The following is an 11,958-nucleotide window of genomic DNA, read 5'->3' as shown; positions in this document are numbered from 1 at the left end:
GTTTGTGCTCTGTCAGCCGCAGGATCGGCACCGCCTTGTTGCGCGGGTTGCCGTTGTTGAGGAAGGAGAGGAAGCCGCTGCCGCCGGGCACGCTGTCGTCGAGGTTCATCTTGTGGAACATCCGGCCGACCGACTCGCCGGCCACCTCGCCGCCCCACTGCGCCGCCATGCTCACTCCGCGGGCCGCCGTCAGTACGGCGTCGTGCGCCATGATGGCCTGCCCGTCGTCGCGGTCGTCGCGGGGGAACCAGCGGTCCAGCTCGCCCCCGGCACGGAACTTGCGGGCCGTCGCGGCGGAGACCGCGCGCTTCCCGGCCGCGCCGCTGTCCCACATGTCGGGGTGTGCGAGCCCCGTGTACAGCACCTCGACGCCGGTGCGGTGCGCCCGCTCCAGTTCGCGCGCGGTCAGGTTGGTGGTGTCGTCACCGGTGACGACGCGGAACTTCTGCTCGGTGCAGGGGCGGTTGGCGAGCGAGTCGAGGAAGTGGGTGAGGTGCCGGCCGCGTCCGGCGAAGAAGACGACCTGCGGCTTCTGCTGGCACAACTGGCCGGTCATATGGCGGATCTCGTTCTCCCAGCCGGTGCGTGCCGACGAGTCGAAGGTCAGCTCCTCGTCCGCGACGATCCGGTGTTCGCCCTTCTTGTCCGGGAACGCCTTCTCGAAGGCGGGTCCCAGCGTGTTCGCGTAGTGGTTCTTGCGTGCGATGTCCTGCACGATCACGGCCGTACGGACGTTCTTGCGGCGCAGATACCCGGCCGCGGCCCGTGCCTCGTCGATATTGGTCGGCGCGACGCGCACGAACCCGGTTATGTCGCGGATGTTGGTGGCGGTCATCGTGCTGGCCACCATCGCGATCCGGTGCTTCTCCAGCGCGCGGAGGGCGCTCAGGTTCTCCGTCGTGCTCGGGCCCAGACCGGTGACGGCCACCAGCCGGTCCGGGGCCTTGGTGCGCTCCGCGAGCCGGTCGACGACCTGCTGCCAGTGTGCCGAGGAGCTGCCCGAGTTGGCGATCAGCAGCCGGATCTTGGGGGAGCCCCGCAGATCCCCGGTGTTGTGGCGGCGCTGCGCCAGGTAGGCGCCCTCCAGCTCGTGCCGGACCGACTCGGCCGAGTTGCTGTCGTCGTCGGTGAGGGTGAACGTCGTCAGATAGGCGATGCTGACGTAGCGGTCCTCCTTCTTCGCCACCCGGTCGTTCTCCGCCTTGATCCGGTCGGTGACGGTCCGCAGATGCGGTGCGAAGGCGTGCGAGCCGTCCGTGACGCCGACACACTCCTGTTTGCCCGGGTGGCCCTGGACGTCCGCCTTGACGACGCCGTCGGCACAGTGGGAACCACGCTCGCTCAGCCACTGGTAGGTCAGCGGTACCGCGACACCCAGCACGGCCAGGGCCGCCACGGCGGCGAGGACGCGCTTGACGACGTGCAGCGGCCAGGTGATCCGGAACATGCTTCACCCTTCCTCGACCCACGTTTGGGGGTGGATCCAACTGCGGTACCGTTCGGCCTCGTTGAGCAGGTGGAGGCTCTCCCCGCGCGGATGCTCCTCGGACAGCCGCTCGAACCGGGCGGCGAGTGTGGGGCCGAGCCGCATCTCGGGGTCCACCAGCGGGTCGTTCCACAGCCAGCGGGCCACCAGCAGACCGCGCACGGCCGCTTCCAGCGGGGTCTCGGCGGCCGAGAGGGAGCGGGTGAGCGGGCCGAGCAGATCGCGGTAGACCTTCTCCAGGGGGACGCGGGTGGGTGCGGCGGTGACGGTGTTGAACTCCGCCACCCAGCGCGGTGTGTCCACCGACTCCAGGCGTCGCACCAGGAACTCGGTGACCGCGCCGATCTGCTGCAGGGCCAGCCGGTGGTACATCGCGCGCACCGGCTGTCCCTCGGCGGTGTAGTGGTCGCTCAGCCGCTGGTGCGCGGCCTCCCAGTCGCCGGGCCGCTCGGCGAGCCGCCACAGCAGCAGCCGCCGCGGCCACGGGTGCAGCACGGGACGGTCGTCGGGGTGGCCGTGCGCGAGCAGGAAACCCGCGTGGGCCTTGGTGAACAGGGAGCCCGAGGGCTCCGCGCGGGCCGAGCCCGCGCCCTCGCCGAACACCTGGCAGCCGACGGAGAGATCAGGTGTTGCCGCGCACGCTTCCAGCGTGGCCCGCTCGGCGGCGTCGAAGCCGTCGAGCAGCGGGTCCAGTGCCGCCTCGACCAGCCGGACGCCCTCGTCACCGGCCGGGAGCGGCGGCCGGTCGGCGGAGGTACGACGACCGGGCCCGTCGCCGTCCTGCCGTGCCTCCTGCCGGCCGGCGCCGGTCCGGCCGCCGCCTTGCCGGCGGCCGTCCTGCCGCCCGAGCCGGGCGGGCCGGATCGGGCCCGGCAGTGTCCGTTCGGGCAGCCGCCGCAGCCACGCCGCCCGCTCGTGGCCGCTGCCCGCCGGCAGGTCCGCCTGGTCCAGCAGCGTCAGCACCTGCTGGACGGCGCGCGGCAGTCCGCAGGTGAGCCGGTGAACGAACGGGGCGAGCGCCGGGTCGCGCTGCGGCCGGTCGGAGAGCCGGGTCCGTACCTCGTCCAGCGTCAGGTCCCGCAGCCGCAGCGGATACCAGTACGCTCCGCTCCCCGGCGGCCTGCGCCGGCGCCAGTCGGACAGCCCCGCGTGGTCCGGGGTGCGGACGGACCACCCCCACGGCTCCCCCGAGGGCGGTCCCCAGCCCGGCAGCCATCTGTTCGTGCTGGCGACGACGGTGAGCGGGTCACCCGTCGGCGCTGTCGGGGAGCCGAGGCTGCGGGTCGCCGTCCAGGTGTCCTCGCGGGTGGTCAGCAGCAGCTGCAGGAAGCGGCGGCCGTGTTCGGTGTGGCAGCCGTCGAGCAGCAGCAGATACGAGCCCGGCGCGAACGACAGTTCCGCGTTCCGCCGCAGGTCCTCCAGGAACGCCGCGAACAGGATCTGCTCCAGCTTCTCCACGTTCTCCGCGGAGCCCAGGCGCCAGTGGTTGAGCTCGATCACCGCGTCCCACGGATTGGAGCCGCCGGTCAGCCGGTGTTCGGCGTACCAGCGGGCGCTCTCGGTGAAGCGGTGCCGCGACAGCAGCCCGGACACCATACGGGCGCCGTCGCGCGCCGCGCCCATCACCATGTCCTCGAACACCGACGGGATGCCGGCCGGCAGGCCGAGCGCGGATCTGCCCACCTGGAGGAAGCCGGAGAGGTAGTCGCCGTAGTTCTCGAAGGTGCGGTCCTCGAAGTGGCTGAGGCGACGGTGCAGCTGGCGCCGCTGGTCGCGCAGCGGCACCGTGCCGAGGTCGCCGATGTCGCTGTCGGAGGCCAGCAGGCCCAGCGTGAGCCGGGGGAAGCGGGAGACCCGGTAGCGGGCCAGCTTCCGCTCCAACTGCCTGGCGATCAGGCCCAGCGCGTACCGGGGGCGCAAGGGCTGTTCGGAGCCGAAGTTGAGATAGGCGAACGGCGCCTGGTCGGTACCGAACCGCGCCATCAGCGCCCCGTGCGCGTCGCTGGCGCCGGAGCCGCGGGGCCCCAGCAGCACGATCACCGGCCGCTCCGCCTCCGGCGGCTGCGTCAGGCACTCGCCGACCAGCTCCACCAATCCGGCGGGGGCGGTGGGGACGGTGGCCCCCGCCCGCCCCGGATACGCCTGTGTCATCTCTCGCACGCCCCCCGGCACCTCGCGCTCCGCGCCCCGCCCCGGCTTGATGCCCGCTGGTACGCGCCGCACGCTTCGTGTCCCACACTGTGCGTCCTGTGAGGAGGATGCCACTATCCGTGGCCGAGTGGCAGGGGATTCCCCGGCTCCGGCCGCGGATCGGCGGGTTCAGCCGGTGGATCGGCAGGTTCAGCCCGCGGTACGCAGCTCCGGGTGCTCAGCGACGACCGTGCACGAGCCGGGGGCGACCTCCGTGAACCCGGCGTCCCGCACCACGGGGAGTCCGCTGCCGGTCAGCTGCGCCCAGTGCGCTCCGTCGCGCGCCGGACGCACCGCGAGCGGAAACCCCGCCTGCTGCCAGGCCGTGCGCCCGGCGGCCTCCAGCTGCCACCAGGCCAGCTGCGCGCCGTGTCCGGCCTGTGCCATCGCCTTGCCCGCCGACATCTCCACCTCGGGGTTGAGCCAGAGCACGGGCGTACCGGGGTCGGGGGCGACCGGCGGCTTCGGATCGTCCAACTCCGTACCCGAGACCTGCAGCCGCGCCAGCTCCCTGGGCCAGCCGTCCAGCGGGACCGGCGGGAAGACCCGCACCTCGGCGCCGCTCCCGGCCACGGTGATGCCCTCCAGCGGCTGAGCGCGCCGCCACTCCGCGCCCCTCGCCCGCCGTACGACCTTGCGGATCTGCCGCTCCTCCCACAGCCGTACCCGCTTGTGCCACGCGCCGGTCTCCGCCACCGTGCGGGGATCGGCGAGCAGCGTGAGCACCGCGCGGGCCGCCGTCTCCAAGGCGTCTGTGCGGGCCGGTGGTGCGGCGCGCTCGATACGGACGACGAGGGGCAGGACGAAGCGGTCGGTCCCGGTGGGTTCGGGGCCGGCGGGGTGCTCGGCCGCGGAGTCGGTAAAGGTCACCTGTTCAGTCTGCCAGCGGCCGGTGTCGCTCCTATGATCTGGGGCGTGAGGCTGGAAAATGTGGGCCGCCGCTACCGGGTGGGCGGGCCCTGGGTGCTGCGCGGAGTCGACCTCGACGTGCGCGCGGGCACCCTGCTGCGCGTGGAGGGCGGTAACGGGACCGGTAAGTCCACGCTGCTGCGGTTGCTGGCGGGGATCGACGCGCCCAGCGCGGGGCGGGTGCGCGGGCGCCCTCGCACGCGCGGGTACGTCCCCGAACGCTTCCCCGCCGCACTCCCGTTGCCTGCGCTCGGCTACCTCACCCATCTGGGCCGGGTCCGCGGCCTGGGACGACGCGCGGCAGCCCGGGAGGGCGCCGCCTGGCTGGAGCGGTTCGGCGCCGGACAGTACGCCGCCACCCGGATGCGGGAGCTGTCCAAGGGCAGCGCCCAGAAGGTCGCCGTCGCGCAGGCCCTGGTCGGCGGCCCCGAACTGCTGCTGCTCGACGAGGCCTGGACCGGCCTCGATCAGGACGCGCGCACGGTCCTGGACGGCGTGGTGCGCGAACGGGTGGCCGCGGGCGGCGCCGTGGTCTTCGTCGACCACGATCCGGCACGGCTCGCCGGCGCCCCGGACGCCGTCGTCCGGGTGGCGGCCGGGGGCCGGGTGGCGGCCGAGGTGCCGGCCGGCGCGCGGCGGTCCTCGATGACGCGCATCGAAGCGCTGGGGGCGCCCGGGGCCGGGGTGCCTGAGGGGTTGCCGTCAGGCGCGCGCCCGCGGCTCACGCCGGACGGCGAGCTGTCGCTGACGCTGCCCGCCACCGCTTCCGACGCGGCGCTGCGGGCGCTGCTGGCCGCACGACCCGGCTGGCACGTCCGCTTGGTACGGCCGCTGGGGGAGTGGGAGACGGACGAGGGGAATGACGAGGGGAATGCCTGGTGAGGGTGACGCTCGCGCTGACCCGCTATCAACTCGCCCTGCTGGTGCGCTCCCAGCGGTGGCTGGCGCCGCTGCTGCTGTACGCCGGGCTGCTGGCCGTCGGTGTGCGGGCCGGGCAGCCGCTGCTGGACTCGCTGGGGCTCGCCGCCGCCGCGCTGCTGCCCCCCGCCGCCTGGCTGGTGCGCGGCTGTGTGACGGCCGAGCCGCCCGCGGCCCGGCACTGCGCGGCTGCCGCGGCGGGGGCCTGGCGGGTGCACCTCGCGGGTGTGGCGGCCGGGGGCGTGGCGGCTCTGCTGTTCGGGTGTGCGGGAGTGGGGCTGGTGGCCGCGACGAGTGCCCCGCGCAGTACGGACGGGTCGGTCGCCGTGCCCTTGCTGCCGGCCGTGGGCGCCGGGCTGTGCGGAATGCTCGCGTGCGTGCTGACGGGGGCCGCGGTGGGGGCGCTGGGCAACCGGCCGCTGATCCGGTCCCGGGGATATGCGGTGGCCGCCACGCTGCTGGGCAGCGTGGCGGCGCTCGCCCTGGGCGCCTCACCCGCCAACGCGGCGGTCACGGGGCTGGTCCGCGGCTCGGCACAGGGAGCCGTCCAGGTGCCGTGGGTGCCGTCGCTGTGCGCCGTGGCCCTCGCGGGCCTCGCCGCGACGGCGGCCTGCGCCGTGGCCACCCGCCGCGAGTGAGGGCTGTTCTTCCCGCTTTCTCCCTGGCGCCTTCGGGGCGCGTCCCGTCAGTGTTTCCAGGGCCCGGTGACCGCGAAGGTCGTGCCAGGTGTGTAGCAGTTGAGGTACATGGTCCGGCCGTCGGGTGCGAAGGTCACGCCCGCGAACTCGCCCCACTCCGGTTCCTCTGGGGTGCCGATGTTCTGGGCGCCCCGCGCCATCGGGTAGACCGTGCCCTTCCGGGTGAGACCGTAGACGTGCTGTGCTCCCGCGCCGTCCTCGCACACCATCAGTCCGCCGTTGGGGGCGAGACAGATGTTGTCGGGCTCCTCGCCCGGCAGCTGCACATCGGTGTCGGGGCCGAAGACGATGACCAGGGTGAGTCGGCGGCGGGACGGATCGTAGCGCCAGATCTGCCCGAAGTGGTCGCCCTGCGACCCCTCGGCGCTGCGCGCGTAGCTGGAGACGAAGTAGACGCAGGAGCCGCCCCAGTAGCACCCCTCCAGCTTCTGCGCGTGGGTGATGCCGCCCTTGCCGAAGTCCTGGAGGCGGATGGGGGTCTGTGCGGCGAGCGGGTCGGGGACCTCCACCCACTCGACGCCGTCGAAGGAGCTGCCCGTCTCGGTGACGGCCGAGAGGTCGGGCACGCCCGGCACCCGCATGGCCTCCAGCCTGCCGCCCGCGTGCAGCGAACCGTATCCGCCCTTGGGCTTGTCGGGCAGGAAGCGGTAGAAGAGCCCGAAGGGTTTGTCGAAGGCGTCCTCGGTCTCGTAGACGACACCGGTACGCGGATCGAAGGCGACGGCCTCGTGCTGGAAGCGGCCCATGGCCTTCAGCGGCTCGACCGAGGTGGGGCGGCGCCGGTCGAAGCCGACCTCGAAGATGAAGCCGTGGTCCTTGGTGTAGCCCTCCTCGCCGGCCCGGAACTCGGTTTCCTCGCAGGTCAGCCAGGTGCCCCAGAGGCTCGGTCCGCCGGCGCAGTTGGTGGAGGTGCCCGCGATGCCCACGCGCTCGGTCAGCACGTCGTTGTCGCCGTCCACTTCGAGGACCGTGCAGCCGCCCTCGGCCTCCGGGTCGTAGGTCAGCCCCTCGACCGTGGAGACGGGCACCCGGGAGTCCATCCGGTTCTCGTGGTTGCGCACCAGCCAGGTGCGGCCCCTGCCGTGACCGTGGCCGTGGCCGCGCCGCTCACCGGCGAAGGCGGCCATGCCGTCGAAGTTGCTGGGGACCTTGCCCTCTCCTGAGCGGAGCTGATCGCCCTCGCGGGAGAGCACCTTGTAGCGGAAGCCCTTGGGCAGATCGAGCAGCCCGTCGGGGTCGGGGACGAGCGGGCCGTAGCCCGCCCTGCCGCCGGTGGCCTGGGCGGCGGCGGTCCCTGTGAACAGTTCCGAAAGCGCGCCGCTGAAGGCGACCGCGGCTCCAGCGGCTCCGGTTCTTGCCAGCACTTGACGTCGGCTCGTGGACATCGGGCACTCTCCCCTGTTGGCGGACAGGTGAACCCAGTGTGTGTACCACGCGTACCAGCAAGCGCACACCGCTCAGGACGCAACCGGCGTCAACTCGGCCGGGTCTGCACCCCACTGCCGACGCGGATCAGCCGCCTGCCCCGACGCGGGTCAGCCGCCCCCGGTGCGGGTCAGCCGCCGGCCTCGGCGCGTGCCTCGGCCGCCGGTGCCGACCGGGGATCAGCCACCGGTGCCGGCGAGTCCGCCGCCGTCCCGGGCGAGCGCGGTCAGCCGGGAGATCGCCCGGAAGTACTTCTTGCGGTACCCGCCCTTGAGCATCTCCTCGCTGAACAGCTCGTCGAAGGGCACTCCGGAGGCCAGCACGGGGACCTCGCGGTCGTAGAGCCGGTCGGCGAGCACGACCAGGCGCAGCGCGGTCGACTGGTCGGGCACCGGCCCGAGCCCCGTCAGACAGACCGCCTGCACGCCCTTGACCAGCGCGCCGTAGCGGCTGGGGTGGACGCGCGAGAGATGGTCCAGCAGCGCGGGGAAGGCGTCCAGCGAGGCGCCGGGTATCCGGTGCGCGGCGCGGGTGACCTCTTCGTCCGTGTACGGCTCGGGGGCCTCGGGCAGCCCGCGGTGGCGGTAGTCCTCGCCGTCGATGCGCAGGGTGCGGAAGTGTGCGGACAGGCCCTGGATCTCCCGCAGGAAGTCGGCGGCGGCGAACCGCCCCTCGCCCAGCTTGCCCGGCAGCGTGTTCGAGGTCGCCGCGAGGGCCACGCCGTTCTCCACCAGTCTGGCCAGCAGGCTGGAGACGAGCACCGTGTCGCCCGGGTCGTCCAGCTCGAACTCGTCGATGCACAGCAACTGGTGGTCGCTGAGCGTCTGCACGGTCTGCTGGAAGCCCAGCGCGCCCACCAGGTTGGTCAGCTCGACGAAGGTGCCGAACGCCTTGCGCTCGGGGGCGGCCGGTGCCGCGTGCCACAGGGAGGCGAGCAGATGGGTCTTGCCGACGCCGTAGCCGCCGTCCAGGTACACGCCCCGGGGACCGGCGGGGGCCGCCTGCTTGGGCACCCGGCGGAACCAGCGCTTCGGCCCGCCGCTGCCGCCGCTCCGCGCCGCGCCGCCGAGGCCCTGTGCGAACGCGGCCAGTACCTGGACCGCCTCGGTCTGGCTGGGCTGCGCGGGGTCGGGTATGTAGGTGTCGAAGCGCACGCCGTCGAAGCGCGGTGGCGGCACCATCTCGGCCACCAACTGGTCGGCCGGTACGCGCGGCTCCAGTGCGGTGAGGGCGGCGGGGGCGTCGCCGGGGGCCCGGGAGCCGGTCTCGGATATGTGCGCTTCGGTCGTTGACACGATTGTCATGCTAGTCGGCCCGCCCCCGCGGGCGTGCCGCCCGCCGGGCGTGCGCCGTGCCACACTGCGCTGCATGCGACGCCTGTTCCCATCGAGTAGCGCCCCTGTACCGACCCCTGACGCGCCCGCACCGGACGTCTCGGCCCCGGAGTGGAGCATCGCCGAGATCGCCGAGGAGTACGCCTATCCGCCGGTGGGCGAGGGCGCCGACGAAGCGGACCGGTGGCTGCGCGGCAACATGGTCGCCTCCCTGGACGGTGCCATCCACCACGGCGGGCGGTCGCAGCCGCTCTCCTCCAAGGCCGACATGTGGATCTTCGGGGTGCTGCGGGCACTCGCCGATGTGGTGGTGGTCGGTGCCCGGACCGTACGCCAGGAGGGGTACCGGCCCGCCAAGCGGCGCAGCGGCTTCGCCGACCGCCGTGCCGCCGCCGGGCAGGCGCCGGCGCCTGCCATCGCGGTGGTCAGCGCCGGTCTGGAGCTGGACTTCTCGGCTCCCCTGTTCACCGAGCCCGTCGTCCCCACGCTGCTGATCACCGGCAGCGGTGCCCCGGCGGACCGGGTGGCGGAGGCGAGCCGGGCCGGTGTCGAGGTCGTCTTCGCAGGTGAGGGCAGCTCCGCGGACCCGTCGCGAGTGCCGGGTCTGCTCGCCGCGCGAGGGCTGCGGCGGCAGCTGACGGAGGGCGGCCCCACATTGCTTGGGGAATTCGCCGATGCCGGGGTACTTGATGAGCTATGTCTGTCGATCTCCCCCCGAATCGTCGCCGGATCGGCGCCGCGAATCATGAACGGGCCCGTCCTGCCGGACCCCGACGAGTTCACGCTGGAAGGGGTGCTGGAAGAAGGAGGGTTCCTCTTCACGCGTTACCGTCGGTTGCGAGCCACTGCGGAATGAGACGTTCCGCTTCTGTGCCGCTGGGCAGACTGACAATCGCAGGACCCGTGGGAACACGGGGCAGCAGGGTTTCTTTCCGACCGCAGAAAGGGCGCCCGTCGTGATCACGACAGTGCTGATGATCGAGAAGCCACTGGTGTCCGCCGACGCGGAGATGGTGACGACGCTGCACGGCGAGGAGCCCGTCTCCTTCGTCGTCCTCATGCAGCCGCGCGGCGACCAGGACCGACTGCTGCGAGCGCTGGACGATGTGGCGCTCGGTGAACTGGACCAAGTGGTGCGTGAGGGCGACGAGCCCGAGGGCGGCGACGCCGTCGGCCCCGCCGAGCAGGCCCTGGAGCTCTCCTTGAAGCGCCTCAGAGACGCCGGCTGCGAGGCCGTCGGTCAGATCATCGAGGATCACCCCCTCGATGTCCTGAAGTCCGTCGCCGACCAGACCCGCGCCGACGAGGTCATCGTCTTGACCGCCCCCCATCTGGTCGAGGAGTTCTTCCACCGGGACTGGGCCTCCCGGGCCCGGCACAAGGTCGGCGTGCCGGTGCTGAAGCTGTTCGCGCACAACGACGAGGAGTAGCGGCCGGGAGGCAGCGGGGGAGGGGGTGGCTGTGCTCCGGACGGGAGGCCGCACCGCATAGGCTTGCGCCGTTCCTCGTCCTCCCCGGCCCGCGGTCGGGAGGTGCCCGATCGAGCCAGCAGGAGAAGTCCGTATGACCGCTGCCGCCACTCCCTCCCTCCCCTCCGCCATGGAGCGGCCGCACTTCGTCGGGATCGGTGGCGCGGGGATGTCCGGCATCGCGAAGATCCTGGCGGTGCGCGGCGCCCGGGTCGCGGGCAGCGACGCCCGTGAGTCGGCGACGGCCGACGCGCTGCGCGGTTTCGGCGTGACCGTCCACATCGGTCACGCCACCGCGCACCTGGCGCCGGACGCGACGGTCGTGGTCGTCTCCAGCGCCATCCGCGAGGACAATCCGGAGCTGGTCGAGGCGAACCGGCGCGGTCTTCCGGTGCTGCACCGCGCCGACGCGCTGGCCGCGCTGATGGAGGGGCTGCGCCCGCTGGCCGTCGCGGGTACCCATGGCAAGACGACGACCACCTCGATGCTCGCCGTCAGCCTGGCCGATCTGGGCCTCGACCCCTCCTACGCGATCGGCGGCGATCTGGAGGGACCCGGCTCCAACGCCCACCAGGGCACCGGGGAGATCTTCGTCGCGGAGGCGGACGAGAGCGACCGGAGTTTCCACAAGTACGCGCCCGAGGTCGCCATCGTCCTCAATGTGGAACTCGACCACCACGCCAACTACGCCTCCATGGAGGAGATCTACGAGTCCTTCGAGACGTTCGCCGGCCGCATCGTGGACGGCGGCACCCTGGTGATCTCCGCCGACCAGGAGGGGGCGCGGGAGCTGACCCGGCGGCTGCGCGCCGCTCCGCGCGAGCGCGCGCTCACCATCCGTACGTACGGGCAGGCCGAGGACGCCGACGTACGGGTTGTCAAGATCACCCCGAAGGGGCTGACCAGCGAGGTCGTCGTCGTGCTCGCCGGCGCGGAGCTGACCTTCGACGTCGCGGTCCCCGGCAACCACTACGCCCTCAACGCGGTGGCGGCCCTCGCCGCGGGTGCGGCGCTCGGGGTGCCCGCCGGGGAGCTGGGGCGCGCGCTCGGCTCGTACACCGGCGTCAAGCGCCGCCTCCAGCTCAAGGGGCTGGCCCGCGGCGTACAGGTGATCGACTCCTACGCCCACCACCCCACCGAGATGACCGCCGACCTGGAGGCCATCAGGGGCGGTGCGCGAGACGGCCGGGTACTGGTGGTCTTCCAGCCGCACCTCTTCAGCCGCACCCAGGAGCTGGGCAAGGAGATGGGGGAGGCCCTGGCGCTGGCCGACGGCTCGGTCGTGCTGCCGATCTATCCGGCGCGCGAGGACCCGATCCCGGGCGTGACCAGCGCGCTGATCACCGATGCGGCGCAGGCCGCGGGCGCGGCCGTGCGTGCCGTGGACGCGCCGGCCGAGGCCGTGGAGGCGGTGGTGGGAATGGCCGAGCCCGGCGATCTCGTTCTCACCATGGGCGCGGGTGACGTCACGGAGCTGGGCCCCGGGATTCTCGCCCGGCTCGCGGAGTGACGGGCCGCGGCCCGCGCCC

Annotated in this window: 10 protein-coding genes; 5 read left to right on the top strand and 5 right to left on the bottom strand. The window is 73.0% G+C overall.

Going from position 1 to position 11,958, the window contains the following annotated elements; all coding sequences use genetic code 11:
- The 3 genes from KBY19_RS08170 to KBY19_RS08160 form a co-directional block, all read right to left on the bottom strand.
- Positions 1-1,447: ABC transporter substrate-binding protein (locus KBY19_RS08170; RefSeq protein WP_210965482.1), on the bottom strand; the 1,447-nt coding region annotated here is incomplete at its 3' end.
- A 3-nt stretch (positions 1,448-1,450) separates the two neighbouring features.
- Complete coding sequence (locus KBY19_RS08165; protein WP_210955840.1) at positions 1,451-3,637, bottom strand: hypothetical protein; 2,187 nt, start codon at positions 3,635-3,637, stop codon at positions 1,451-1,453.
- A gap of 189 nt (positions 3,638-3,826) precedes the next feature.
- Complete coding sequence (locus KBY19_RS08160) at positions 3,827-4,546, bottom strand: peptidyl-tRNA hydrolase (RefSeq protein WP_099884926.1); 720 nt, start codon at positions 4,544-4,546, stop codon at positions 3,827-3,829.
- 45 nt (positions 4,547-4,591) lie between these two features.
- Here KBY19_RS08160 and KBY19_RS08155 point away from each other — a divergent pair, with 45 nt between their 5' ends.
- Positions 4,592-5,467, top strand: coding sequence for an ATP-binding cassette domain-containing protein (locus tag KBY19_RS08155; RefSeq protein ID WP_307843466.1), 876 nt, complete (start codon positions 4,592-4,594; stop codon positions 5,465-5,467).
- Positions 5,464-6,141 (top strand): ABC transporter, encoded by a 678-nt coding sequence (locus tag KBY19_RS08150; protein WP_099884928.1) that lies wholly within the window; start codon positions 5,464-5,466, stop codon positions 6,139-6,141. The genes KBY19_RS08155 and KBY19_RS08150 overlap by 4 nt, the downstream gene beginning before the upstream one ends.
- A 47-nt stretch (positions 6,142-6,188) precedes the next feature.
- Here the strand turns inward: KBY19_RS08150 and KBY19_RS08145 are convergent, their stop codons facing one another.
- Together KBY19_RS08145 and zapE are read right to left on the bottom strand one after the other, a co-directional pair.
- Positions 6,189-7,586: an alkaline phosphatase PhoX gene (locus tag KBY19_RS08145; protein WP_210965480.1), complete on the bottom strand. Its 1,398-nt coding sequence runs from the start codon at positions 7,584-7,586 to the stop codon at positions 6,189-6,191.
- Positions 7,587-7,805: 219 nt separating this feature from the next.
- Positions 7,806-8,930: a cell division protein ZapE gene (gene zapE, locus KBY19_RS08140; RefSeq protein ID WP_099884930.1), complete on the bottom strand. Its 1,125-nt coding sequence runs from the start codon at positions 8,928-8,930 to the stop codon at positions 7,806-7,808.
- A gap of 64 nt (positions 8,931-8,994) precedes the next feature.
- On the opposite strand from zapE, the gene KBY19_RS08135 reads away from it, so the two are divergent.
- The 3 genes from KBY19_RS08135 (at position 8,995) to murC (ending at position 11,939) form a co-directional block, all read left to right on the top strand.
- Positions 8,995-9,816, top strand: a complete 822-nt coding sequence (locus tag KBY19_RS08135; RefSeq protein ID WP_210965479.1) for a pyrimidine reductase family protein — start codon at positions 8,995-8,997, stop codon at positions 9,814-9,816.
- Positions 9,817-9,916: 100 nt separating this feature from the next.
- Positions 9,917-10,390: an indole-3-glycerol phosphate synthase gene (locus KBY19_RS08130; protein WP_099884932.1), complete on the top strand. Its 474-nt coding sequence runs from the start codon at positions 9,917-9,919 to the stop codon at positions 10,388-10,390.
- Positions 10,391-10,523: 133 nt separating this feature from the next.
- On the top strand, positions 10,524-11,939 hold the full coding sequence (gene murC / locus KBY19_RS08125) for a UDP-N-acetylmuramate--L-alanine ligase (RefSeq protein ID WP_210965478.1): 1,416 nt from the start codon (positions 10,524-10,526) through the stop codon (positions 11,937-11,939).
- The last annotated feature ends 19 nt before the right edge of the window (positions 11,940-11,958 follow it).

Source organism: Streptomyces sp. B15 (assembly GCF_018070605.1).
GTDB classification, from domain to species: domain Bacteria; phylum Actinomycetota; class Actinomycetes; order Streptomycetales; family Streptomycetaceae; genus Streptomyces; species Streptomyces smyrnaeus.
Note: the sequence above shows the minus strand (reverse complement) of the source record. Positions and strands in the feature narration are given on the sequence as shown.